The 24,386-nt window shown below is 66.9% G+C and carries 24 protein-coding genes and 1 pseudogene; 13 read left to right on the top strand and 12 right to left on the bottom strand.

Translation table 11 applies throughout. The features are described from left to right. Window positions 1-18: 18 nt before the first annotated feature. Window positions 19-1,897 (bottom strand): annotated as a pseudogene (gene glmS, locus M0765_RS13440) (glutamine--fructose-6-phosphate transaminase (isomerizing)). A gap of 138 nt (window positions 1,898-2,035) precedes the next feature. Between glmS and M0765_RS13435 the strand changes: the two are divergent. After that, window positions 2,036-2,518 carry an Lrp/AsnC family transcriptional regulator gene (locus tag M0765_RS13435; RefSeq protein WP_258504110.1) on the top strand — a complete coding sequence of 161 codons (483 nt, stop codon included), beginning with the start codon at window positions 2,036-2,038 and terminating at the stop codon, window positions 2,516-2,518. A 13-nt stretch (window positions 2,519-2,531) separates the two neighbouring features. On the opposite strand, the gene glmU is transcribed toward M0765_RS13435, so the two are convergent. Beyond that, on the bottom strand, window positions 2,532-3,965 hold the full coding sequence (gene glmU, locus M0765_RS13430; RefSeq protein WP_258504109.1) for a bifunctional UDP-N-acetylglucosamine diphosphorylase/glucosamine-1-phosphate N-acetyltransferase GlmU: 1,434 nt from the start codon (window positions 3,963-3,965) through the stop codon (window positions 2,532-2,534). Between the two features lie 31 nt (window positions 3,966-3,996). Between glmU and M0765_RS13425 the strand changes: the two genes are divergently transcribed. Continuing rightward, complete coding sequence (locus M0765_RS13425) at window positions 3,997-4,851, top strand: DUF6279 family lipoprotein (protein ID WP_258504108.1); 855 nt, start codon at window positions 3,997-3,999, stop codon at window positions 4,849-4,851. A gap of 37 nt (window positions 4,852-4,888) precedes the next feature. Here the strand turns inward: M0765_RS13425 and M0765_RS13420 are convergent, their stop codons facing one another. After that, window positions 4,889-5,659 carry a Crp/Fnr family transcriptional regulator gene (locus M0765_RS13420; protein ID WP_258504107.1) on the bottom strand — a complete coding sequence of 257 codons (771 nt, stop codon included), beginning with the start codon at window positions 5,657-5,659 and terminating at the stop codon, window positions 4,889-4,891. Window positions 5,660-5,749: 90 nt separating this feature from the next. Here M0765_RS13420 and M0765_RS13415 point away from each other — a divergent pair, with 90 nt between their 5' ends. Then, window positions 5,750-6,154, top strand: coding sequence for a BLUF domain-containing protein (locus M0765_RS13415; protein ID WP_258504106.1), 405 nt, complete (start codon window positions 5,750-5,752; stop codon window positions 6,152-6,154). A 51-nt stretch (window positions 6,155-6,205) separates the two neighbouring features. Here M0765_RS13415 and M0765_RS13410 read toward each other — a convergent pair whose 3' ends face one another. Then, window positions 6,206-6,526, bottom strand: a complete 321-nt coding sequence (locus M0765_RS13410) for a DUF2917 domain-containing protein (protein ID WP_126747996.1) — start codon at window positions 6,524-6,526, stop codon at window positions 6,206-6,208. A gap of 166 nt (window positions 6,527-6,692) precedes the next feature. Here M0765_RS13410 and M0765_RS13405 point away from each other — a divergent pair, with 166 nt between their 5' ends. Continuing rightward, the gene (locus M0765_RS13405) at window positions 6,693-7,676 is read left to right on the top strand and encodes a LysR substrate-binding domain-containing protein (RefSeq protein ID WP_258504105.1); all 984 of its coding nucleotides are present in this window, start codon (window positions 6,693-6,695) and stop codon (window positions 7,674-7,676) included. Between the two features lie 27 nt (window positions 7,677-7,703). Here the strand turns inward: M0765_RS13405 and M0765_RS13400 are convergent, their stop codons facing one another. After that, window positions 7,704-8,321: a 5-formyltetrahydrofolate cyclo-ligase gene (locus M0765_RS13400; protein ID WP_258504104.1), complete on the bottom strand. Its 618-nt coding sequence runs from the start codon at window positions 8,319-8,321 to the stop codon at window positions 7,704-7,706. Window positions 8,322-8,357: 36 nt separating this feature from the next. Between M0765_RS13400 and M0765_RS13395 the strand changes: the two genes are divergently transcribed. From M0765_RS13395 to M0765_RS13385, 3 genes are all read left to right on the top strand, one after another. Beyond that, on the top strand, window positions 8,358-10,361 hold the full coding sequence (locus M0765_RS13395; protein WP_258504103.1) for a lytic transglycosylase domain-containing protein: 2,004 nt from the start codon (window positions 8,358-8,360) through the stop codon (window positions 10,359-10,361). Window position 10,362: 1 nt separating this feature from the next. Continuing rightward, window positions 10,363-10,926, top strand: coding sequence for an MgtC/SapB family protein (locus tag M0765_RS13390; protein ID WP_258504102.1), 564 nt, complete (start codon window positions 10,363-10,365; stop codon window positions 10,924-10,926). Window positions 10,927-11,044: 118 nt separating this feature from the next. Next, complete coding sequence (locus M0765_RS13385) at window positions 11,045-11,728, top strand: glutathione S-transferase family protein (RefSeq protein ID WP_258504101.1); 684 nt, start codon at window positions 11,045-11,047, stop codon at window positions 11,726-11,728. Window positions 11,729-11,746: 18 nt separating this feature from the next. Here the strand turns inward: M0765_RS13385 and M0765_RS13380 are convergent, their stop codons facing one another. Then, a complete protein-coding gene (locus M0765_RS13380) occupies window positions 11,747-12,472 on the bottom strand; it encodes an OmpW/AlkL family protein (RefSeq protein ID WP_258504100.1) in 726 nt (241 codons plus the stop codon). Window positions 12,473-12,632: 160 nt separating this feature from the next. Between M0765_RS13380 and M0765_RS13375 the strand changes: the two genes are divergently transcribed. The 4 genes from M0765_RS13375 (at window position 12,633) to otsA (ending at window position 18,072) form a co-directional block, all read left to right on the top strand. Next, window positions 12,633-13,901 carry a multifunctional CCA addition/repair protein gene (locus M0765_RS13375; RefSeq protein WP_258504099.1) on the top strand — a complete coding sequence of 423 codons (1,269 nt, stop codon included), beginning with the start codon at window positions 12,633-12,635 and terminating at the stop codon, window positions 13,899-13,901. A 75-nt stretch (window positions 13,902-13,976) separates the two neighbouring features. After that, window positions 13,977-14,771, top strand: coding sequence for a trehalose-phosphatase (gene otsB, locus M0765_RS13370; RefSeq protein ID WP_443098617.1), 795 nt, complete (start codon window positions 13,977-13,979; stop codon window positions 14,769-14,771). Next, a complete protein-coding gene (locus M0765_RS13365; RefSeq protein WP_258504097.1) occupies window positions 14,768-16,690 on the top strand; it encodes a glycoside hydrolase family 15 protein in 1,923 nt (640 codons plus the stop codon). The genes otsB and M0765_RS13365 overlap by 4 nt, the downstream gene beginning before the upstream one ends. Further along, a complete protein-coding gene (otsA, locus tag M0765_RS13360; RefSeq protein WP_258504096.1) occupies window positions 16,687-18,072 on the top strand; it encodes an alpha,alpha-trehalose-phosphate synthase (UDP-forming) in 1,386 nt (461 codons plus the stop codon). Before M0765_RS13365 ends, otsA begins: the two co-directional genes overlap by 4 nt. A 12-nt stretch (window positions 18,073-18,084) precedes the next feature. On the opposite strand, the gene M0765_RS13355 is transcribed toward otsA, so the two are convergent. Continuing rightward, window positions 18,085-18,432 (bottom strand): hypothetical protein, encoded by a 348-nt coding sequence (locus tag M0765_RS13355; RefSeq protein ID WP_258504095.1) that lies wholly within the window; start codon window positions 18,430-18,432, stop codon window positions 18,085-18,087. 174 nt (window positions 18,433-18,606) lie between these two features. Between M0765_RS13355 and M0765_RS13350 the strand changes: the two genes are divergently transcribed. Further along, window positions 18,607-20,133, top strand: coding sequence for an aminotransferase-like domain-containing protein (locus M0765_RS13350; protein ID WP_258504094.1), 1,527 nt, complete (start codon window positions 18,607-18,609; stop codon window positions 20,131-20,133). A gap of 49 nt (window positions 20,134-20,182) precedes the next feature. Here M0765_RS13350 and M0765_RS13345 read toward each other — a convergent pair whose 3' ends face one another. From M0765_RS13345 to hisN, 3 genes are read right to left on the bottom strand one after another with little or no spacing between them, the layout of a single operon-like run. After that, window positions 20,183-21,109, bottom strand: a complete 927-nt coding sequence (locus M0765_RS13345; RefSeq protein ID WP_258504093.1) for an ROK family protein — start codon at window positions 21,107-21,109, stop codon at window positions 20,183-20,185. A 46-nt stretch (window positions 21,110-21,155) separates the two neighbouring features. After that, a complete protein-coding gene (locus M0765_RS13340) occupies window positions 21,156-21,350 on the bottom strand; it encodes a DUF2905 domain-containing protein (protein ID WP_126747984.1) in 195 nt (64 codons plus the stop codon). Between the two features lie 9 nt (window positions 21,351-21,359). Next, complete coding sequence (hisN, locus tag M0765_RS13335) at window positions 21,360-22,136, bottom strand: histidinol-phosphatase (protein ID WP_258504092.1); 777 nt, start codon at window positions 22,134-22,136, stop codon at window positions 21,360-21,362. Between the two features lie 123 nt (window positions 22,137-22,259). On the opposite strand from hisN, the gene M0765_RS13330 reads away from it, so the two are divergent. Beyond that, window positions 22,260-22,655: a DUF5329 domain-containing protein gene (locus M0765_RS13330; protein ID WP_258504091.1), complete on the top strand. Its 396-nt coding sequence runs from the start codon at window positions 22,260-22,262 to the stop codon at window positions 22,653-22,655. 9 nt (window positions 22,656-22,664) lie between these two features. On the opposite strand, the gene M0765_RS13325 is transcribed toward M0765_RS13330, so the two are convergent. Together M0765_RS13325 and M0765_RS13320 are read right to left on the bottom strand one after the other, a co-directional pair. Then, complete coding sequence (locus M0765_RS13325) at window positions 22,665-23,534, bottom strand: ABC transporter permease (protein WP_258504090.1); 870 nt, start codon at window positions 23,532-23,534, stop codon at window positions 22,665-22,667. Next, complete coding sequence (locus tag M0765_RS13320) at window positions 23,531-24,382, bottom strand: ABC transporter ATP-binding protein (protein WP_258504089.1); 852 nt, start codon at window positions 24,380-24,382, stop codon at window positions 23,531-23,533. Before M0765_RS13320 ends, M0765_RS13325 begins: the two co-directional genes overlap by 4 nt. Window positions 24,383-24,386 lie beyond the last annotated feature (4 nt).

The raw sequence follows: 24,386 nt of genomic DNA, 5'->3' as shown, positions 1-24,386 counted from the left end.
CAGGGCCGCAGCCCCGCCTCACTCCACCGTTACGCTCTTCGCAAGATTGCGCGGCTTGTCCACATCGGTTCCCCGCGCGCAAGCCGTGTGATACGCCAGCAGCTGCAGCGGCACCACGTGCAGCAGCGGCGACAGCGCGCCGTAGTGCTCTGGCATGCGAATGACGTGCAGGCCTTCGCTGCCCTTGATCTTCGTGTCGCCGTCGGCCAGCACATAAAGCACGCCGCCGCGGGCGCGCACTTCCTGCAGATTGCTCTTGAGCTTTTCGAGCAGCGCGTCGTTCGGCGCGACCGCGACGACAGGCATTTCGCTGGTGACCAGCGCGAGCGGGCCGTGCTTGAGCTCGCCGGCGGCATAGGCCTCGGCGTGGATGTAGGTCACTTCCTTGAGCTTGAGCGCGCCTTCCAGCGCAATGGGGTAGTGCAAGCCGCGGCCGAGGAAGAGCGCGTTGTCCTTGCGTGCGAAGTCTTCGGCCCAGCCGATGATCTGCGGCTCGAGCGCGAGCACCGATTGCAGCGCGACCGGCAGGTGGCGCATTTCCTTCAGGTAGCGCGCCTCGTCGGCTTCGGTGAGACGCCCCTTGGTCTGCGCAATGGCGAGCGTCAGGAGGAAAAGGCCGGCCAGTTGCGTGGTGAAAGCCTTGGTCGAGGCCACGCCAATTTCGACGCCGGCGCGCGTGATGTAGGCGAGCTTGCATTCGCGCACCATGGCGCTGGTGGCCACGTTGCAGATGGTGAGCGTCTGTTCCATGCCGAGCGAGCGCGCATGCTTGAGCGCGGCGAGCGTGTCGGCGGTTTCGCCCGACTGGCTGATGGTGACGACGAGCGTCTTGGGGTCGGGCACCGAGTCGCGGTAGCGGTATTCGCTCGCAATCTCGACCTGCGTCGAGATCTTGGCGATGCCCTCGAGCCAGTACTTGGCGGTGCAGCCGCTGTAGTAGCTGGTGCCGCAGGCCAGGATGAGGATCTTGTCGATGTCCTTGAACACGCGGTGTGCGCTGGCGCCGGTGGCACCATCCTGCCCGATGCCGTCGAACAGCTCCGGCACGATGCCGGCCACGCCTTCGAGCGTGTCGCCAATGGCGCGCGGCTGCTCGAAGATCTCCTTCTGCATGTAGTGGCGGTAGGGGCCGAGCTCGGCCGCGCCGCTGTGTGCCTGCACGGTGCGCACCTGCCGCTGCACGGGCTTGTGGCCGCGGTCGACGATCCAGTATTTGCCGGGCTGCACGTCGACCACGTCGCCTTCTTCGAGATAGACGATCTGGTCGGTGACGCCGGCCAGGGCCATGGCATCGCTTGCAAGAAAGTTTTCGCCGCCTTCCTTGCCCACGCCAAGAATGAGCGGCGAGCCCGCGCGCGCCGACCACGCGCTGCGGTTCGTCGCGGCAGATCACGGCAATGGCATAGGCGCCGTGCAGCTGCAGCACCGCGGCCTTCACGGCCTCGAACAGGTCGCCGTCGTACAGGCTGTCGACCAGGTGGGCGATCACCTCGGTGTCGGTCTGGCTCTCGAAGACATAGCCCTTGGCTTCGAGCGCTGCGCGCAGTGCTTCGTGGTTTTCGATGATGCCGTTGTGCACGAGCGCGATGCGGCCGGGGCGCGCGCCTTGCGCGTCGGCGCCGGGCCCATGGCTGAAGTGCGGGTGCGCGTTGTGCACGGCCGGTGCGCCGTGCGTGGCCCAGCGCGTGTGGGCGATGCCCGTCAGGCCTTCGACATGGTCTTCGCGCACTTGCGTGACGAGGTCCGCCACGCGCGATGTGGTGCGCGCACGCGTGAGGCCGCCCGCATGAACCGCCACGCCGCAGGAGTCATAGCCGCGGTATTCGAGCCTTTGAAGCCCCTGGACCAGGACCGGAACGATGTTGCGATGGGACGCTGCGCCGACGATGCCGCACATGGTGAGCTGCCTTTGAATGAGGAGAAAGCCAGATGGTAGAGATGAGGCGAAAAAATATGCACTCGAAATATCGATCTTTTTGAAGATTTATTTCACCCATCTCTTCGTATGAACTTTTATTCCATAATTCATACATATATGGAACCGATCTCGCTCGATGCAATAGATCTTCGCCTGCTCGACGCGCTGCAGCGCGACGCCTCGCAGACCAACCAGCGGCTGGCCGAGAACATCGGCATTTCGCCTCCGACCTGCCTGCGCCGCGTTCAGCGCCTGCGGCAGGAAGGGCTCATCGAGCGGCAAATCGCGCTGCTTTCGCCTGACCGCCTGGCCGCGGTGCTGGGCCACGGCCTGCAGGCGGTGGTCGAAATCTCGCTCGACAGGCAAGACGCGGCAGCACTCGACGCCTTCGAGGCGCGCGTGATCGCCGACGACGCCGTGCAGCAATGCTGGCGCGTTTCGCCGGGCCCGGACTTCGTGCTGGTGGTGGCCGCCCGCGACATGCCCGGCTACGGCGCGCTCGCGCAGCGGCTTTTCAATGCCGACGCGAACGTGCGCAACGTCAAGGCCTTCTTCAGCCTGAAGCGCGCGAAGTTCGAGCCCCGGCTGCCGCTGGGTTGATCCGCCTGCCTCTTCAGGCCTTGGGCTTCTTCTGCGGGCGCTTCCAGTTGGGAAAGCTCACAGCCTTGCTCCGCGCCACGGTGAGCGCGCCGGGCTCGGTCGACTTGTTCACGGTCGACCCGCCCCCGATGGTGCCGCCCGCGCCAATGGTGACCGGGGCCACCAGTACGCAGTTGCTGCCCACGTGCACGTCGTCCTCGATGACGGTGCGGTGCTTGTTGGCGCCGTCGTAATTGGCCGTGATGCTGCCCGCGCCGTAGTTGACGCGCTGGCCCACGGTGGCGTCGCCAAGATAGGCCAGGTGATTGGCCTTGGCGCCCTCGGCCAGGGTCGAGTTCTTGACCTCGACGAAATTGCCGATGTGCACTTCGGCACCCAGTTGCGCACCGGGCCGCAGCCGTGCGAAGGGGCCGATGAGCGACCTTTCGCCGACGGTGACGCCGGCCTTCTCGCCTTCGATGTGGGTGAAGGGGTGGATCACCGCGCCCGCCTCGATGCGCGCATTTGCAATGACGCAGTTGGCGCCGATGCGCACGCCCTCGCCCAGGAACACCGAGCCTTCGAACACGCAGTTGACGTCGATCTCGACGTCGGCCTCGCAAGCCAGCGTGCCGCGCAGGTCGAACCGCGCCGGATCGGCGAGCCGCACGCCCTGTGCCATGAGCGCCTCCGCCTGCCGCAGCTGCCAGGCACGCTCGAGCGACGCCAGCTGCGCGGGGCTGTTGATGCCCGCCACCTGGAGCGCGTCGGTCGTGACATGCGCCACCACAGGCACGCCGTCGGCGGCGGCCAGCTTGACGATGTCGGTGAGGTAGTACTCGCCCTGGGCATTGCGGTTGTCCAGCCGGGCCAGCCAGCCCTTGAGCAGGCTGGCGGGCACGGCCATCATGCCGCTGTAGATTTCGCGGATTCCTCGCTGTGCCTCGGTCGCGTCCTTGTGCTCGACGATGGCCAAGACCTCACCGCTCCCCTCTTCCGTGGCACGGACGATGCGCCCGTAGCCCGTGGGGTCGTCGAACTCGATGGTCAGCAGCGCGAGCCGCTGGCCGGCGCTCGCGGCAATCAGCGCGCGCAGCGTTTCCTCGCCGATCAGCGGCACGTCGCCCGACAGCACCAGCACCGTGCCGTCTTCAGGCAGGAGCGGAACCGCCTGCTGCACCGCGTGGCCCGTGCCAAGCTGCGGCTCCTGCCGCGCAAACTGCAGCGCGGTGCCGACTCCGTTGCCGGAAGACATCGCCGCCTCGACCTCGGCCGCGCCGTGGCCGGTCACTACCACCACATGGCGGGCGCCGATGCGCGCGGCGGTGCCCGTCACATGCGCGAGCAGTGCACGCCCGGCCAAACGATGCAACACTTTGGGCAGCCTGCTCTTCATGCGCGTGCCTTTGCCGGCCGCCATGATGACCACGTCGACCGGTCCCTGGTTGTCTTGCGGAATCTGATTCATGCTTCTTTCTACCCGAATGCGTTGCGCCAAGTTGGCGCGAATTATCGGCGTGCTGCTTGTGGCCGCCGCGCTGGGCGCGTGCAGCACGATCAAGCTGGCCTACAACAACCTGCCCGAGCTGAGCTACTGGTGGCTCGACGCATACGTTGATTTCGACGGTTCGCAAACGCCCAAGGTGCGCGACGAGCTCGCGCAACTGCTGAGCTGGCACCGTCAGAACGAACTGCCCCGGGTGCTCGGCGTGCTGCAGGAAGCGCAGGCCCTGGCGCCGCGCGACGTGACCGCGGCGCAGGCCTGCCGCATGGCGGACCAGATCCGCGAACGCCTGCTGGCGGTAACCGAGCGTGCGGAACCTGCCGGCACCGAGCTGGCCCTGAGCCTGACCGAGGCGCAACTGCAGCAGCTCGAGCGCAAGTATGCAAAGAACAATGCCGAGTACCGCAAGGAATGGCTCGACCGCAGCCCCGCCGAAGTGCAGGAAAAGCGCTACGAAAAGTTTCTCGATCGCCTGGAAGATTTCTACGGCCGGCTGACGCCCGAGCAGCGCGAGCTGGTTCGGCAGCAAGTGGTGCAGTCGGTGTTCGACCCGCGGCTGGCCGGCTCCGAGCGCCGCCAGCGGCAACAGGAGGCGCTGGCGCTGCTGCGCGGCTTCAACGCAACCAAGCCGCCGCCGGCCGAAGCGCGCGCGGCCATCCATGCCTACGTGATGCGCATTGCCGATCCGCCGCCCGGACCTTGGCGCGATCACCAGCAGGCACTGCTGCAGGAGGGCTGCCGCAACCTGGCAGCCCTTCACAACGCCACCAGCGCTAGCCAGCGCGAACAGGCCGTGCGACGGCTGCAGGCCTACCAGGACGATCTTCGGCAACTGGTGGCTGCGCGCTGAACGGCCCTGCCCCAAGATGCCGCAGGGCGCCGCGAGCTCAGATCAGCGGCGTGGGCCGCATGGGGCGTTCGAAATAGTCGCCCAATGTTTCGAGCGCATGCGGCTCGAGAATGCGCAGCCAGCCCGCGTCGAGCTTGTAAAGCCCCAACCCCTGCAGCTTGCGCAGCGTCTTGTTGGTGTGCACCAGCGAGAGCCCGAGCGCATCGGCCAGGTGCTGCTGGTTGAACGGAAACTCCACCCAGCCGTCGCGCACCATGCCGACCCGCTCGGCCCGGCGGTACAGGTGCATCAGCAGCATGGCGACCCGTTCACTCGCATTGCGGCGGCCGGTGGTCACCAGGTTGTCGTCCACCATCTTTTCCTCGCGCGCGGCGAGCCAGGTGATGTCGTAGCCCAGCTTGGGCTGGGCGTGGAACAGTTCCCAGAGCCGGTCGCGCGAAAAGGCGCAAAGCGTGGCGTCGGTCACGGCCTCCACGCCGTGCGTCTGGCCGTCGGCAAATTCATCCTGCAGGCCGATGAAATCGCCGGGCAGCAGAAAACTCAGGATCTGGCGGCGGCCGTCGCTCAGCGTCTTGTAGCGAAATGCCCAACCCGAATAGAGGGTGAACAGCTGGGCGCTTGGCCGATGCTCTTCGACGATGGCGCCGCCGGCCGGAACACGGCGGGCGCCGACCCGGAAGGACTCGATGGTCTTGAGCTCTTCCGCCGATGCCGGCAAGAAGGCCTCGAGCTTGCGCAACGCACAGTCGTCGCAGGGGTTGGCCCCCTGCGGCGGCAAGGCAGGGGGTGAATGGTCCTCGAATTTCACGCGCCACTATAGGCTTTTTACCTGTGTCTTTTTACATTTCGGCGTGTGCCCGGGCTTCATAAACTTCGCACGTTTTCCGCACCCGTTCGCATGACAGAAGAAACGTCGCTTTTCGAGATTTTTTATTGCAGTGTGCTCACGCAAGACCTGCCACCCGCCACGGTCGGCGCCATAGTGACCCAGGCCCGTGCACGCAATGCGCAACACCAGATCACCGGTCTCCTGGTTTTTGACGGCATGCGCTTCTGCCAGCATCTCGAAGGCCCGCCCGAAGCCGTGAAGACGCTGATGCAGCGCATCGACCAGGATTCCCGGCACACCGATGTGCGGGTGGTCTACCAGGGCGCCCTGGCCGCCCGCCGTTATTCGGGCTTTGGCATGGGCCTGGCCGAAAGCGAAGGCCCCCACCTCATGGCCGGCGTGCACGCGCTGGAAGGCGAAGCCGCCCTGAAGCACTTCCTGGCGCTGCGCTCCAGCTTCGACATCAACGGCTGAAAACGAAAAAGGCGGCCGAAGCCGCCTTTCCGCCGTGGGGAGTCGACCGGTCTAGGCCGCAGGATCCCACGAGTAGGTGGCACCGTAGCCATCCCACGCTTCCATGACGATGCGCTGGCCGGCGGCCACGTTGAGCGACTCGCCGGGGGCCAGCACCAGGTCTTCGCTGGCCGTGGCCGAGGTGGCGTCCGGCGTGATCCACACACGGCCCTGCTTGACGCGCAGCACGCTGGCCGACCGCGCCTTGAGGCTCATTGCCTCGCCGGGGGCAATTTGCCAGGCACCGCGGCGCACGGCCGGGGGAACGGCGGAAGCGGTACGGGCAGACGACAGGGAAGCGAGCGATTCGTTGGTGCAGACGGCGGTGGACATGATGAAACTCCTTGGGCTTTGCCGAACTGCGATGACACGGAGGGAGGCAATGGCGCAGTTCGGGAATGAATGATCGTTCTTGCCCTGTTGGCAGTCCAATGAAAACGAAGTAGCCTACTGATTCCGAATTCGCATCAATCGACCGATGCCGTCCACGCCCTCATCCATGCAGCATTCCCAAACCCACCTGCGCTCCCGTCCGATTTCGGCCGGCCATCTGCGCGCTTTCGAGGCCGTGGCCCGGCACCTGAACTTCCGGGCCGCGGCGGAAGAAATGGCGCTCACGCAGTCGGCAGTCAGCCGCCAGATCCAGTCGCTCGAGGAAGAGGTGGGCGTGGCGCTGTTCCTGCGCCATACGCGGGCGGTGGAGCTCACGAGCGCGGGCGCGCAGCTGCTGCTGGCGGTGCAGCAATCGCTGCCGCGCATCGATACGGCCGTGCGGCAGATTCGCCAGAGCGCGGGGCGCAAGAGCGTGTCGCTCACCACTTTTGCATCTTTTGCATCGATGTGGCTCATTCCACGGCTGGAGGCCTTTCAGCGCGACAACCCCGAGATCGACATCCGCATCGACGCCAGCGACGTGGCAGTGGACCTGGAAGTGGCCGATGTGGACATTGCCCTGCGCTACGGCCCGCGCGAGGCCATGCCGACCACGGCGGTGCGCCTCTTTGGCGAAACCCTGACGCCCGTGGCAAGCCCCTGGCTGCTGAAGAGCAGCCCGCCCATCAAGACGCCGGCCGACATTGCCGGCTTTACGCTCATCGAGGCCGGCGACGCGCACCGCACGCACCTCGAATGGCTGACCTGGCGGCGCTGGTTCGAGGTGAACGGCCTCGAGAGGGCGCAGCCCAAGCGCTGGCTTTATTTCAACTACGCCTACCAGATGGTGCAGGCCGCCCTCACCGGCCAGGGCGTCACGCTGGCGCGCAGCTCGCTCATTGCAGAGAGCCTGGCCAACGGCGACCTGGTGGAGGTGCTGCCGCAGCACCGAATGGATTCGCCGATGGGCTACTGGCTCATCGCCGGGCCGCGCAATGCGCTGCGGCCGGAAATCAGGGCCTTCTGGGATTGGCTGCAGGCCCAGGCCATCACCACGCGCGAGACCATCGGCGAGGTGCCCGACCCGGACACCGTGGACAACATCGACTGAGCCAGCGACCAGCGGCCGCCGCGCGGCTCAGGACGTCGGCCAGACGACGCCGTTGTCGTTGAGGATGGCATCGAGCGGCAGGTCGTGCGCCTCGGGCTCGTATTCGTCGAGAAAGCCGTTGGTAAAGCCCAGCCCCACCGTGAACGGGCGCGGCTCCAGCGCGGCCAGCGTGCGGTCGTAAAAGCCGCCGCCGTAGCCCAGGCGATAGCCGCCGGCGCTGTAGCCCACGCAGGGCACGAACAGCAGCGTGGGCACGATGAGCTCGGTGTCCTTGGGCTTCGGAATGCCGTAGGCGTCTTCTTCCATCTGGCAGCCGGGGTACCAGGCATGGAAGGTCAGCGTCTTGTGCACCTTGTTCATCACCGGCAGCCCGATGCGGCGGCGCTGCGGCTCGTCGATGAGCTCGCCGTCTTCCTTCCAGCGGTGCAATGCGGGCAGCGGATCGAATTCGCCCTTGATGGGCCAGTAGGCGCCAATCACGGTGTCGGGCCGGCCGACCAGCCAGATTCGCATGACCCGCTGCAGAAGGTCGGCCCTGGCCAGGCGGTCGGGCATGGCCAGGCGCTGCTCGATCAGCGCTTTTCGCAGCTGATCCTTGAGAAAACTCACGGTCGCCGAGGTGTCGGCATCCTTTGACTTGTCCATAATCCCCCGATGCAGTTCCCAAGCATTTTGGCATCCATGCGCCACCGCCCGCGCCGCGCAGCACCCGCACTCGTTTTTTCCGCTGTTGTAGCAGCTGCCGCACTGCTTTCACAGCAGCCCGCCGCCGCGCAGGCCAACAGCAACGACGACGTGCTCATCCAGATGAAGCAGGCCTTCCAGCGCGGAGACAAGGGCCGCCTTTCCGCCCTGCTGCCCCAGGCGCGCGGCCATGCGCTCGAACCCTGGGCCGCCTACTGGGAGCTCAAGGCACGCCTGCAGGAAGCTGCGCCGAACGAGGTGCAAGACTTTTTCGCCCGCTACCCGGGCACCTACCAGGAAGACCGCCTGCGCAACGACTGGCTGCTGTTGCTGGGCCAGCGCCGCGACTGGGACGGTTTTTCCGCCGCCATTGCCGGCTTCCGCATGGGCGACGACGCGCAGGTGCGCTGCTATGCGGTGCTGGTCGAGGCCCTGCGCTCCGGCACCGCTACCCAGGCCCAGGCCGACGAGGTACGCCGCAACTGGTTCGCTCAGAAGGAGGCCGACGACGGTTGCCTTACCGCCGCCGACCGCATGGTCGCGGCCCGACTGATCTCGACCAACGACGTCTGGAAGAAGGCCCGCCTGGCCATGGAGGCCAACCGCCCGCAAGCCGCGCGCGGCGCCGTGACCATTGCCGCCCCTGATGCGCTGCCGCTGTTCGAAGAGCTCAACGCCAGCGCAGCCAAGTTCCTGGCCGGCCGCGCCTTCGTGGCCGCCAAGTCGCGCAAGGAGCTGGTGGTTCTGGCGCTCATCAAGATTGCCATGGCCGACCCGGAACAGGCCGCCACGCAGCTCGACAGCAAGTGGGGCCCGATGCTTTCCGCCGAAGAGCGCAACTGGCTCTGGGGCACCATCGGCCGCCAGGCGGCGGGCAAGCTTTCGCCCATGGCGGGCAGCTACTTCGCCAACGTCACCAAGAACAGCGACCTGTCCGACGACATGCTCGGCTGGCGCGTGCGCGCCGCGCTGCGCAACGGCCAGTGGAAAGAGGTGGCGCCCGCCATCAACGCCATGAGTGAAACCGCCCAGCTGGAGCCCACCTGGGTCTACTGGAAGGCGCGCGCCCTCAGCGCCGCGGGCGGCGACGAGCGCCGCGCCCAGGCACGCGAGCTTTACCAGAGCATTGCCGGCACGCGCGGCTTCTACGAAATGCTGGCGCTCGAAGAACTCGGCCAGCGCACCGTGACGCCCACTCGCCCGGCGCCCCTCACGCCCGAAGAGAAGAACGCCGCGCGCAGCAACCCCTCGCTCAGCCGCGCCCTCTACGCCATTGCCATCGGCCTGCGCCCCGAGGGCACGCGCGAATGGAACTACGCCACCAACCTGCACGACAAGGGCGGCATGGACGACCGCGCACTGCTGGCCGCGGCCGACCTCGCTTGCCAGCGCGAAGTGTGGGACCGTTGCATCAACACCAGCGAGCGCACCAAGGGCGTGATCGACGCGGAGCAGCGCTTCCCCATGCCGTTCCACGACACGGTGCTGCGCAAGAGCCAGGACATCGGGCTCGACCCGGCCTACGTGTACGGGCTGATCCGCCAGGAAAGCCGCTTCATCATGGACGCGCGCTCGGGCGTGGGGGCGTCGGGCCTGATGCAGGTCATGCCCGCCACGGCCCGCTGGACCGCCCGTAAGATCGGCATGAACGACTTCACGCCGGGGCAGATCAACGACCGCGAGACCAACATCACCATCGGCACCAATTACCTGAAGCTGGCGCTTGACGATTTCGACGGCTCCATGGCGCTCGCCGCCGCGGCCTACAACGCCGGCCCCGGCCGGCCGCGCAACTGGCGCAACGGCCCGGTGATGGAAGCCGCGATCTGGGCCGAGAACGTGCCCTTCAACGAAACGCGCGACTACGTGAAGAAGGTGCTGGCCAATACGACCAACTACGCCGCGCTGATCACCGGGCGCCCGCAATCGCTGAAAGAGCGCCTGGGCCGAGTGGGCCCGCGCGACGCCTCCGAGCCCGAACCCAACAAGGACCTTCCCTGACATGAGCTGGGGCGACCAGGTACTCGACACCGTTGCGGCCGAGTTCTCGGACGTGGGCGACGTCGCCCAGCTCACGCGCATCGTGGTTCGCCTGATGCTCGCGGCCATCATCGGCTTCATGCTCGGCTTCGAGCGCGAGCAGCAGGGCAAGGCGGCCGGCGTGCGCACGCACATGCTGGTGGCCATCGGCTCGGCGCTGTTCGTGCTCATTCCGCAGCAGACCGGCATTGTTCCGGCCGACATGAGCCGCGTGATCCAGGGCTTGGTGGCGGGCGTGGGCTTTCTTTGCGCCGGCACCATCCTCAAGCAGGGCAAGGACGAGCACCAAGTGCAGGGCCTCACCACCGCCGCCGGGCTGTGGATGACCGCCGCCATCGGCATGGCCTGCGGGCTCGGCCGCGAAGTGACCGCGGTGTTGAGCGCGCTGCTGGCGCTGGCCGTGCTTTCGCTGGTGCCGCGCCTTGTGAACCTGATCGAGCGGCTGGTCGGTCCGCCGCGCGGCGAAGGCAAGAACGGCGAGGCGTCCCGCGTGATCGCCTCTCCTGAAGACCCGCCGCCGCGCTGAAAGAGAAAGGCCCGGCGCGCTGCACGCATCAATTCGCCTGCGCTTCGGCATCAATCGGCGCGCACGGCCCCGCTAGCATTGAAGGTTTTTTTCATCTGAACCGCAGGATCACAACGCGATGCGCAAGCTCTACATCGGCAACAAGAACTACTCGTCCTGGTCCATGCGGCCCTGGGTGCTCATGAAGCAGGCCGGCATTCCGTTCGAGGAAGTGAAGGTGCGCTTCGATTCGTTCGAGGCCAATTCGCAGTTCAAGAAAACCATCGGCTCGCTGAACCCTGTTGCCAAGGTGCCGGTGCTGGTCGACGGCGACCTGGTGGTGTGGGACACGCTCGCCATTGCCGAATACCTGGCCGAGACATTTCCCGAAAAGCAGCTGTGGCCCCGCGCCGCGGCCGACCGGGCCCGCGCGCGCAGCATCTGCGCCGAAATGCACTCGGGCTTCGGAAACCTTCGCAGCCTCTGCGTCATGAACATCGAGGCGTCGCTGGCCGACGTCGGCGCGCAGCTGCTGAAGGACAACCCCGGCCTGCAGGGCGAGGTCGACCGCATCGTGCAGATGTGGACCGACCTGCTCAGTGCCCATGGCGGCCCGATGCTGTTCGGCGAATTCAGCAATGCAGACGCCTACTTCGCACCCGTGGGAACGCGCATCAAGACCTACGGGCTGCCCGTGCCGCCGGCCATCACGGCGTACATCGAGCGTGTGCAGGCTCTGCCCGGCGTCAAGGCGTGGATCGACGACGCCCTGGCCGAGAAAGACTTCCTGCAGTTCGAAGAGCCGTACCGCAAGGCGCGCTGAGCTCTTCGAGGCCGAGGCTCAGAAGCGATAGGTCACCGCGAGGTACGTCACGATCGGATTGAGCTTGAGCCTGGCTTCGCTGGTGGCGACCGGCAGGCCGGTGATCGAGGTGGTGGTGAGCTTGGCCTTGGTTTTCAGCGGAATGTAGGACACCGAGAACGACACGCCCCAGTTCTTGTCGAACTGGTAGGCCACGCCGGCATTGAGCACGGGCGCGAACGAACTGTCGAGCTTGGCGGTGGTCGAGGTGGAAAGCGGCGGCTGGCGCACCTGGCTGCCCAGCGCGCCCTGCAGGCCCGGCGTGAGCTTGACGTCGCTGTACCAGACATAGGTGGCGCCCAGGCCCACGAACGGACGGAAAGCACTGCTACCTTCGTTGAAGTAGTACTTGCCCAGAATCGTCGGGCTCCATTGCCGCGCTTCGCCGAGCTCGCCGATGCGGGCCAGCGTGCCTTCGCCGTCGAGCTTGAACTTTGGCGGAATGCCCAGCACCCCCTCCACGGCCCAATGGCTGTCGACGAAATAAACCGCGCTCAGGCCGAGCGTGTCGGCGTCGCTCACCGACGCGCCCGAACCGGGCACCACGCTGCGCACCGGCGCCGTGAAGGTGAGCGGCTTGCTCGAATCCTGCGGTGACATTCGAAGCCAGCCTGCGCCGATGACCCAGTCCCCGGCGTTCTGCGCCCACGCGCTTCCGGACGCCATTGCGCTCACTGCCGCCAGCGCAAACATTGTTTTCTTCATGGTGTGATTGCTCCTTTGGTTTTAATGTTCGTGGCACGCGGCGGCTGCTGAAACAGCGGCTACCTTTCGGGCAAATCGGCGAACGTTCCTTTGATTTGCCAGAAAATTATCGAACGGTCGTTCTATTTCTTGGCGTATGGATATCCCTACACTGGAGCGCATGAAAACGTATCTCGTCGGTGGCGCGCTGCGTGACCGGCTGCTCGGGCGGCCGGTGTCCGACCATGACTGGCTGGTGGTGGGCGCCACACCCGAAGAAATGACGTCGCGCGGCTACCTGCCCGTGGGGCGCGACTTTCCGGTGTTCCTGCACCCGCAGACCCGCGAGGAATATGCGCTGGCCCGCACCGAGCGCAAGAGCGCGCCCGGCTACCGCGGCTTTACCGTGCATGCGTCGCCAGACGTCACCCTGGAGCAAGACCTGGCGCGGCGCGACCTCACGGTCAACGCCATTGCAATGCCCGCGGAGTGGGTGCAGCCCGGTGGAAGCTTCGAGCCCGATCCAGACAAGCTCGCCGACCCCTTTCACGGCCGGCGCGATCTGGAACAGCGAGTGCTGCGCCATGTGACCGACGCCTTCCGCGAAGACCCGGTGCGCATCCTGCGGGTGGCGCGCTTCGCCGCGCGCTTCGACGATTTTTCGGTCGCACCCGAAACCATGGCCTTGATGCGCGAAATGGTGGGAGCCGGCGAAACCGATGCGCTGGTGGCCGAACGCGTCTGGCAAGAGCTGGCCCGCGGCCTGATGGAAACGCGCCCCTCGCGCATGTTCGATGTGCTGCGGGCGTGCGGCGCGCTGGCCGTGCTGCTGCCGGAAGTCGACAGGCTCTGGGGCGTGCCGCAGTCCGCGGAGCATCACCCCGAGGTAGACACCGGCGTGCACCTGATGATGGTCCTCGACACCAGCGCCAGGCTGCAGGCGCCGCTGGCGGTGCGCTTTGCCTGCCTGATGCATGACCTTGGCAAGGGCACGACCGAACCCGCTCTGTTGCCGCGCCATACCGGCCATGAGAAGCGCAGCGCCGAACTGCTGCACGCGGTGTGCGACCGCTGGCGCGTGCCGGTCGACATTCGCGAACTGGCCGAGGTGGTGGCGCGCGAGCACGGCAACGTTCACGCCAGCGGCGAACTCGATGCACCCGAACTGGTGCGCCTGCTGGAGCGCTGCGATGCGTTCCGCAAGCCCGCGCGCTTTGTCGAGGTGCTGCTGGCGTGCGAGTGCGACTCGCGCGGCCGGCTCGGGTTCGAAGACCAGCCCTACCCCCAGCGCGAGCGGCTGCTGGCGGTGCTGCGCGCGGCGGCCGGCGTGGCGACCGATGCGGTCGCACGCACGGCTCAGCAGTCGGGCGCCACGGGCCCGCAGATCGGCGAGGCGATCCATCGCGCGCGCGTGGAGGCCGTGGCGGCCGTGACGGCGTTGCCGGGCTGAAGCGGCCCCGCCGCGGGTATACGTCCGACTTTGGCCGACACGGGAATTGCTATGCCCGTGTTATGGTTTTCGGCGATGCCAATGTCTTCCAAAGTGCCCTCACAACTGCCCCCTCCGTTGGGGCGAGATTCAGCCCTTTTTCTCGACTTCGACGGCACGCTGGTCGCACTTGCGCCCACTCCCGAGGCTGTCGAAGTTCCTCCCGCGCTGGTGGCACTGCTCGAGAACCTGCGCGATCAGCTCGGCGGTGCGCTGGCCGTGGTGTCGGGCCGCCAGATCGACGCCATCGACCGCTTTCTTGCGCCGCTGCGGCTGCCGGCAGCCGGCGAACACGGCGTGCAGCGGCGCGATTCGAAGGGCCGCATGCAGGAGCAGCACGCCCCCGACCTCGTACCCATTCTCGAGATTGCCAATGAACTGGCGCGCGTGCATGAAGGCCTCCTGGTCGAGCGCAAGCACGCGGCCATTGCACTGCACTACCGGCTCGCGCCGCAACTGGAGGCCGTGTGCCGCGACGCCATGTCGCGCGCCATTGCGGGCCGGCCCCAGCTCGAGCTCCTGCATGGCAAGTTCGTGTTCGAGGTCAAGCCGACGGGCATCAACAAGGGCATTGCGATCGAGGCCTTCATGAACGAGCCCCCGTTCGCCGGACGCACGCCGGTCTTTGCTGGCGACGACACCACCGACGAGAGCGGCTTCGCGGTGGTGCAGCCGCGCGGCGGCATCGGCATCAAGGTGGGCTCGGGTCCGAGCCTGGCACTGCACCGGCTCGAATCGCCGCGGGCGGTGTACGAATGGCTGGTGCAGTTGCGCGATCAACTGGCCGCGCCGGAACACAAGAAAGATGAAAACCCGAGGAGTGCTGGATGAGCGAACTGCAACTGCCCAAGGCACCTGAAGACCGTGCGGGCATTTCGCTTGCCGGCGCCGCCGGGCCCGACGACCGTGCGCCGGTGGATCCGCGCGCCGCGGCTTCGGCGGTGCCGCGCGGCTTCGGGCCGCCGGCCGAGCCTTCGCTCAATGTGGGCGTGATTGGAAACTGCGCCTACAGCGCGCTCATCGACGCACGCGGGCGCGCCGTGTGGTGCTGCCTGCCGCGCTTCGACGGCGATCCGGTGTTCAATGCCCTGCTGCACCCCGGCGAAGACGCCGGCGCCTGGGCCATCGAGATCGAGGATTTCGCATCCAGCAAGCAGTGGTACGAACCCAATACCGCGGTGCTGCGCACGCAGCTGTTCGACAGCGCGGGCCAAGGCATCGAGATCACCGACTTTGCGCCGCGCTTCTACAGCCGCTCGCGCTACTTCCGGCCGCTGATGCTGGTGCGCCGCGTGCGCCCGATTGCCGGCGCGCCGCGCATTCGCGTGGCGCTCGATCCGCGCTTTCAGTGGGGTGCCTCGGCGCCGGTGGAAGTCACCCGCGGCAGCAACCACATTCGCTACGTGGGGCCGGACCTCACGCTGCGGCTCAATACCGACGCATCGATTTCGCACATTCTTTCGCGCCAGCCCTTCGTGATCTCGCGCGAATACAACTTCATGTTCGGCGTCGACGAAACCCTGCTCGACGGCATTGCCGACACGGCACGCAGCTTCGAGCAGGAAACCATTGCCTACTGGCGCACCTGGAGCAAGCGGCTGGCCATTCCGTTCGAGTACCAGGACGCGGTGATTCGTGCGGCCATCACGCTCAAGCTCTCTCTGTACGAAGACACGGGCGCCATCGTCGCGGCCATGACCACGAGCATTCCCGAAGCGCCGGGCAGCCAGCGCAACTGGGACTACCGCTACTGCTGGCTGCGCGATGCGTTCTTCGTGGTGCGGGCGCTCAATTCGCTGAGCGAAGTCGGCACCATGGAAGACTACCTGCGCTGGCTGGGCAACGTGGTGATCGGCTCGCACGGCGAGCACATCCAGCCGCTCTACGGCATCGGGCTGGAGCGCGAACTGCCCGAGTCGATGGTCGAGAACCTTGCCGGCTATCGCGGCATGGGCCCCGTGCGCGTGGGCAACCAAGCGCAGGAGCACTTCCAGCACGACGTCTACGGCAACATCGTGCTCGGCGCGGCGCAGGCCTTTCATGACCACCGGCTGCTCGCGCGTGCGGGCGTGGCCGAGTTTCCGCACCTCGAAGCAGTGGGCGAACAGGCGATCCGCGTCTATGGCACGCCCGACGCGGGCATGTGGGAGCTGCGCACCCGCGCCCGCGTGCACACCAGTTCGGCACTGATGAGCTGGGCCGCGTGCGACCGGCTGGCCAAGATCGCGCGTGCGCTGGAGCTGCCCGAGCGCGCCGCCTACTGGCACGGCCACGCCGCGCGCATGAAGGAAGAAATTTTGGCCAAGTCATGGTGCGAGGAGCGCCAGGCCTTTGCCGAGAGCTTCGGCGGCCACGAACTGGACGCCAGCATTCTGCTGATGGTGGAGGTGGGGCTGATCGACGCGCGCGACCCGCGCTTCATCTCCACCGTCGACGCCATGGAAAAGTCGCTTTGCGACGGCCCCTACATGCGCCGCTACGAAGCGGCCGACGACTTCGGCAAGCCCGAGACCGCATTCAACATCTGCACCTTCTGGCGAATCGACGCGCTGGCCAAGATCGGCCGCAAGGCCGAGGCCCGCCAGATCTTCGAGACCATGCTGGCGGCGCGCAACCCGCTCGGCCTGCTCTCGGAAGACACGCACCCGGTCACGGGCGAGATGTGGGGCAACTTTCCCCAGACGTATTCGATGGTCGGCATCATCAACGCGGCTGTGCGGCTGTCGGCGCCCTGGGACTCGTGCATATGAGTCGGCTCGTTGTTGTTTCCAACCGCGTGGCGGATCCACGCAAGCCTGCGGCGGGCGGCCTGGCCGTTGCGCTCGGTGAAAGCCTGCAGCAAAGCGGCGGCCTGTGGTTCGGCTGGAGCGGGCAGATCGTGGAAGACGGCCCCACGGGCGAAGGCGAGCTGCACATGCAGCAGGCCGGCAAGGTCACGCTCGCCACCATCGACCTGAGCCGGGAAGACCACGACAGCTTCTACCTGGGCTACAGCAACGACGTGCTGTGGCCGGTGTTCCACAACCGGCTCGACCTGGCCCACTTCGAAGCCGGCTTCATCGGCGGCTACCGGCGCGTGAACCAGCTGTTCGCGCGCAAGCTGATGCCGATGCTCAAGCCAGACGACATCATCTGGATCCACGACTACCATCTGATCCCGCTCGCGGCCGAGCTGCGCGCCATGGGCTGCACGCAGCGCATCGGCTTCTTCCTGCACATTCCGCTGCCGCCGCAGATCATCATCGCGGCCGTTCCGCAGCACGAGTGGCTCATGCGCTCGCTTTTCTCCTACGACCTGATCGGCTTCCAGGCGCAGCAGGACGTGCAGCACTTCGAGCACTATGTGCGCAACGAGGCGCATGGCGAATACCTGGGCGACGACATGTACCGCGCCTACGGCCAGACGGTGCGCTGCAGCGCCTTCCCCATCGGCATCGACGTCGACGAGTTCGCGGCGCTCACGCATGCCAAGGAGTCGCGCGACATGTTCGAGACCATGAAGCGCGAGTACTCGCAGCGGCGGCTGCTCTTGGGCATCGACCGGCTCGACTACTCCAAGGGCATTCCGCAGCGGGTGCGCGCATTCCGCGAACTGCTTGCCAACTACCCCGAGAACCGCCGCAGCGCCACGCTGATCCAGATTGCCTCGCCCACGCGCGAAACGGTCGATGCCTACGGCGACATCCGGCGCGAGCTCGAGTCGCTGTGCGGCGCCATCAATGGCGACTACGGCGAGCTCGACTGGATGCCGGTGCGGTACATCCACCGCATGGTGGCCCGCAAGCGCGTGCCGGGGCTGTGCCGTGCGGCCGCGGTGGGGCTGGTGACGCCGCTGCGCGACGGCATGAACCTGGTCGCCAAGGAATACATTGCCGCGCAGGACCCGGCCGACCCCGGTGTGCTGGTGCTCTCGCGCTTTGCCGGTGCGGCCGAGCAGCTGAAGGAAGCGCTGCTGGTGAACCCCTACGACACGCACGGCACCGCCGAAACCGTGCAGCAGGCGCTACAGATGCCGCTCGAGGAGCGGCGCGAACGGCACCAGAAGCTGCTGTCGCGCATCCGCGAGCAAGACATTCACTGGTGGCGGCGCAGCTTTCTCGATGCGCTGCGCGAAGCGGCGAGCCAGCGGTAGAAAGCCGCGCGGCTAGGTCCCGGTCAGCAGCCGCACCAGCCGCATCACCGGCCGCGTTTCCGCTGGGTGCCTGGAAGCCGGCGCAACCGCCGCCTGCCGCGGTGCATGCACGCGCAGCCGCACCGGCGTGAGCGCCGAGAGTTCGATCCAGCCGCCGCACTCCAGGCGATGCACGTCGCCTTCGTTCAGCACGGTCTTGGCGGTGAACACCGTGTCGCCGAACCATGACGGCGGCGACACCAGCTGCGCGCAGCCTTCCAGCATTTCGATCCAGGTGGCGGGGTCGAGCGAGGCACGCAAGGCCTGCCCAGGGTGCAGCACGAGGGTATCGGGCAATCTATCGAGCGTGAGGGGAGACATGGGCGCACCTTCTGGAGTTGGTGCGGTCATCGTAGGAATTCGGGCGCCCGGAAAACAGGCACACGCCAAGGCGATTCGCACCGGAACAGTGGTTGCCACGGCGCATCTGTTATGGTCGTTTTCCTTAGCAACTGCATCTGTTTTCGGATGCGCGATAGGGGGAGCATCGACGCCATGGATTCGCTACCGCTCTACCGCCAGCTTTCAGCGCACTATGTGGACGCTATTCACACCGGCTCGCTCAAGCAGGGCGACAAGCTGCCTTCGCTGCGCAGCCTGATGCGCCTGCACGACATCAGTCTTTCGACGGCGCTGCAGCTGTGCCGCACGATGGAGAGCGACGGATGGGTCGAGGCGCGCGACCGCTCGGGCTACTTTGTGCGCCGCCCCAAGCGGCTGGCCATTGCGCCCATGGAGGAGCCCGCAGCCGGCGTGCCGCCCGATCCCGCGCAGTACGTGGGCATACACGCCAAGGTTTCGGACTTCGTGGCGCGCCGCCGGCAGATTCCCGAAAAGCTCAACCTCTCGATCGCGCGCGGCGCACCGGAGTTGTATCCGGCCGAGGCACTGCGCAATGCGATGACGCGCATGCTGCGCCAGCAACCGGACCTGCTGACGGTCGCGGCGCAGCTGAAGGGCCATCGCCAGTTCCGGGAAGTGCTCGCGCAGCGCAGCGTGCGCGTAGGCATGGCGATCTCGCCGGAAGACATCCTGGTCACCAACGGCTGCATCGAGGCACTCAACCTCGCGTTGCGCGCGGTGGCGCAGCCGGGCGACACGGTGGCGGTGGAATCGCCCACCTTCTACGGCCTGCTGCAGGTGCTCGAGAGCCTGGGCATGCGCGCGCTGGAAATTCCGACCAGCCCGCAGACCGGCATTTCGATCGAGGCGCTGGAGCTCGCGATCCGCACCTACGACAACATCAAGGCCGTGGTGGTGGTGCCGCACCTGCAGAACCCGCTGGGCAGCGTGATGCCCGATGCCCACAAGGCACGGCTCGCCCACCTGTGCGAGCGGCACGCCATTCCGCTGATCGAAGACGACACCTACAGCGAGCTCGTCGACGCCCCGACGCCGCCGCGCGCGCTCAAGTCCTGGGATACCAGCGGCAACGTGATTCATTGCGCCTCGCTGCACAAGATCCTGGCACCCGGCCTTCGGCTGGGCTGGATCACGGCGGGCCGCTGGCAGGCGCGGGTGGAAATGCTCAAGTTCGCGCAGACGCGCAACAACGAGGGGCTTTCGCAAAGCGCGGCGGGGCTGTTCATGGGCACCGGCGCCTACGACCGCCATTTGCGCCACCTGCGCGCCTGCCTGAAGACGCAGCGCGAACAGACCGCCGATGCGATTGCCGGCTACTTTCCGGCGGGCACCCGCATCAACCTGCCGCCCGGTGGACTGCAGCTGTGGGTCGAGCTGCCCGAGCGGCTTTCTTCGTCACGGGTTTTCGATGCGGCGTTGGCCGAGCGCATCGTGGTGGCGCCCGGCACGCTGTTCTCGAACTCGTCGCGCTTCGACCACTACCTGCGCATCAACTGCGGCTGGCCGTATGGCGACGCGGTCGACTCAGGCCTGCGCCGCCTGGGCCAGATCGTCGAGACGCTGATGAGCCGCAGTGCGCCGGCGTCAGAAGGTGTGAAGGAACCGTCGCGAGCGCCCCGAGCTTGCGTCGAGGACCGGAACCGTACTCGCGTACGGTGAGGACCGCAGGTGCGAGATCGGGGTGCGCAGCAGGTTCATTCGCACCTTCTCAGTCGAGCAGCGCCAGGGCGGCGTAGTCGCCGACCTTTTCACCGAGCCCTGCGGGCACCAGCGTCACGCCGCGCGTGAGCGGAAGCAGCTTGCCGTCGACCTGCGCCTGCAGCCGCGGCAGCAAAAAGTCGCGGTGGTGCCAGAACACGCTGCCGCCCAGGCTGATGCGCTGGAGATCGAGCGTCGCCACCAGGTTGTAGAGCATGCGTCCGGTGACGCGGCACAGCGCATCGACGATGCTTATGGCGTGCGGCTCACCCGCCGAAGCGGCGGCAAACAGGTCGGGCGCGGGCTGCCCGAAACGGCGCGCAATGGAGTTACCCGCCACCAGCGCCTCCACGTCGCCAAGATTACCGCAGCCGCAGAGCGCGCCGCTGGCGTCGTCCGCCACAAAGCTGTGGCCCGCGTGGCCCGCGTTGCCGTTCTTGCCGCGCAGCGCGCGGCCATCGACGCACAGGCCCACGCCCACACCGGTGCTCCAGGTGACGTAGGCGCAGTTGTCCATCCCTTGCAACGCACCCCACTGGCGCTCGGCCTCCAGCGCGGCCACGGCGTCGTTCTCGACCCGCACGCTGCCGAAACGCCGCGCCAGCGGTGCTTCGATGATGGCCGTCATCCAGTCGTTGGGCAGGCCGCGCGCCGGGCCGGCAATGCCGCCGCAGATATTGGGCGTGGCCAGCTCCACCATGCCGTCCCGTAGCTCGAACGGTCCGGTCGACGAGACGCCCACGCGGTCGATCGTGGCGATATCGATCCCCTGCCCGGTGCAGGCCTCCTCGATCATCCGCATGATCTGCACGGCCACGGCGTCGTTGTCGCCGGTCTTGGCCGTCGGTTCGCTGCGGCGGCCGACCAGCGGCGCATCGCTCGATGCGGAAAGGCTCACGGCCACCTTGGTGCCGCCGATGTCAACACAGGCTCTCATCGCGTGGTTCTTCTCTTTCTTTTCGGTTTCTGTTTCATCGAAGGCGCTAGATGAAGCGCGCCACCAGCGCCGCGATCATGCTGAGCACCAGGGTGCTGGAGATGGGCAATTGCCACTCGCGGCCGAAAGCGCGGAACTCGAAGTCGCCAGGCAATCGCCCGAAGCCGAACCGGCGCAGCCAGGCCGTGAGGCCGCTCATGAGCACCAGGGCAAGGACGACGACGATCAGCCAGCGGAACATGGGAACAGTCTAGGCCGCAAGAACGGCCATGGCTTGTCGGTGAAGTTCGGGCGTTGCGGCCGCAATAACCCTGCCGTCGGACTCCAGCCCCAGCGGCCGGCCCTGCCAGTCGGTGATGACGCCGCCCGCCGCCTCGATCACGCCCGCCGGCCCCAGGTAGTCGTACGGCTGCAGCCCGGTTTCCACCACCAGGTCGATGGTGCCGCCCGCAAGCTGGGCATAGCCGTAGCAGTCGCCGCCGAAGCGGCGCATCGCGCATTGGCGGCTCAGCCGGTCGAAAGCCTGCCAGTCGGCCGGCGCAAAGATGTCCGGCGAGGTGGTGACGATGCGGGCCTTGGCCACGTCGGTGCAGCCGCTGGCATGCACCGGCTGGCCGTCGCGCGTGGCGCCCTTGCCGGCCTGGCCGATCCAGCGCTCTTTCAGCACCGGCATGTCGATCATGCCGAGCACCACGCGGGCGCCTTGCAGCACGCCGATCAGCGTGCCCCAGAGCGGAGAGCCGGTAATGAAGCTGCGCGTGCCGTCGATCGGGTCGAGCACCCAGACGCGTTCGGCGTCGAGCCGCTCCAGGCCGTGCTCTTCGCCGAAGATGCCGTCCGCCTGCGCACGGGCGGCCAGAATTTCGCGCATGGCCGTTTCGGCGGCGCGGTCTGCGAGCGTGACGGGGCTCTCGTCCGCCTTCGTGATGATGTCCAGCGGCGTGCGGAAATAGTGCATCGATTGCGCGGCGGCCGCATCGGCCAGCGCATTGGCAATCGACAGGAGATCGGGGGTCGGGGAGCTCATGAAAGAAGTGAAGCGGGCCAAAACTGCGATTAGACCCGAGCCGGACCCGGTTTGACATGCCAGGGGCCGGCGCTCTAGCATGGGCCGAACTACCCGTCCCACTCGATCCCTGATCACCACTGAATGGCTTCATTTCGATTTTTGCGCACTGCGCTGCTGGCGCTTTTGCTCGGCTCCGTGGCCGTACTGGCCCAGGCCGCCCCTTCCGCGTCGGAGCAGAAGCTCATCGACACGCTGATCCAGCGCGTTTCGCAGATGAAGACGATGACCTTCATGCGCAACGGCAAGGCGCACGACGCCGACGATGCCGCCAAACACATGCGGGCCAAGTTCGACCACTTCAAAGACGAGATCGTCACGGCCGAAGACTTCATCGACCGCTGCGCTTCCCGCTCGGAAATGACCGGCAAGGCCTACCAGGTCAAGATGCCGAATGGCTCGATGAAGGACGCCAAGGAGTTCCTGAACGCCGAGCTGCGCACGCTGCGCAAGGGCAGCGCGAAGCCCGGCGCCGGCTGAATCGTCCGATCAGCGCTGCTGGCCCCAGCGCCGCACCGTCAGGCGCTCCAGCGTCTTGAAGCCCAGGCTTTCCACCAACAGGCCGATCAGCACCACCATCGCCAGGCCCGCGAACACGCGGTCGGTGTAGAGCTCGTTGCGGTTCTGGAAGATGTACCAGCCAAGGCCGCCCTTGCCCGACGAGGCGCCGAACACCAGCTCGGCCGCGATCAGCGTGCGCCAGGCAAAGGCCCAGCCGATCTTCAGCCCCGACAGGATCGACGGCAAGGCGGCCGGCACCAGTATCTGCAGCACGTAGCGCAAGCCCTTGAGCCCGTAGTTGCGCCCCGCCATCCGCAGTGTTTCAGGCACGCCCTGGAAGCCCGCATAGGTGTTGAGCGCCAGCGGCCACAACACCGAATGGATCAGCACGAACACCAGGCTGCCGCGCCCGAGGCCAAACCACAGCAAAGCGAGCGGCAGCAGCGCAATGGCGGGCAGCGGATTGAACATCGAAGTCAGCGTGTCCAGCAGGTCGCGCCCGATCTGCGTCGACACCGCGAGCGTGGTGAGCGCAAAAGCCAGCAGCACGCCGGCCAGGTAGCCCTGCAGCAGCACCGCCAGCGAGATGCGCACCTTCTCGATGAGTTCGCCGCTCGCCAGCCCCTCGGCCAACGCGAGGGCCGTGGCGCTGAAGGTAGGCAGCAGCAGGTCGTTGTCCTGCCATCGGGCCGCAAGCTCCCAGAGCACCGTGATGACGATCAGGATCAGGCCCTTGCGAACGCCGGCCTGGGCCCAGATGCGCGTCGGCAGCGGCAGGGCTCGCTCGACCGGCACCTCGGTGAAGGGCTCGAGCGTGCGCTCGTACTCGGGGCGGATGTGCGGAACGAGTGCGCTCATGCTGCGGCCTCTTCGTGCTCTTGCCCTTGCTCCTGCTCTTCTTCGAACAGCATGTCGTGAATGCGCTGCGCCGTGCCCTGGAACTCGGCGCCGCCCAGGCTGGCCAGCGAGAAGCCGTGGCTGTTCAATTCGGCACGCATGCGGCCCGGGTGCGGCGACAGCAGTGCCACGCGGTTGCCAACCACCAGCGCCTCCTCGATGGAATGCGTGACGAAAAGCAGCGTGAAGCGCACCTCGTCCCACAGCTCGAGCAGCTCCTGCTGCATCTTGCGGCGCGTGAGTGCATCCAGCGCGGCAAAAGGCTCGTCCATCAACAGCACGCGCGGCTGCATCGCCAGCGCACGCGCAATGGCCACACGCTGCTTCATGCCTCCCGACAGCTGGTGCGGATGCACGTCGGCGAACTTGGCGAGGCCCACCTTGTCGAGGTAATGCAGCGCGCGTTCGGCCGCTTCCTTCTTGCCGAGGGTGCGCGAGGCGAGCAGCGGGAACATCACGTTCTGCTGAACGGTCTTCCACGGTGGCAGCTGGTCGAACTCCTGGAACACGACGATACGGTCGGGGCCCGGCTGTGCCACGCGACGGCCGTCGAGGCGGATCTCGCCTTCGACGGGCTGGATGAATCCGCCGACGGCCTTCAGCAGCGTGGACTTGCCGCAACCCGAGGGCCCGAGCAGCACGAAACGGTCGGCGGCGTGCACGTCGAAGCTCACGCGGTGGGTGGCGCGCACCACGCGCTCGGGCGTGCGGTATTCGAGGCTGACGCCGTCGACCTGGAGGAGCGGCGCGAGCGCTTGCCTCTCGTCTTCTTCCCTCCCCCTCCCAGGGGAGGGCCGGGGTGGGGACAAGCGG

Source organism: Variovorax sp. S12S4 (genome assembly GCF_023195515.1).
Lineage (GTDB): Bacteria > Pseudomonadota > Gammaproteobacteria > Burkholderiales > Burkholderiaceae_C > Variovorax.
This window is presented reverse-complemented; position numbering and strand designations above follow the sequence as displayed.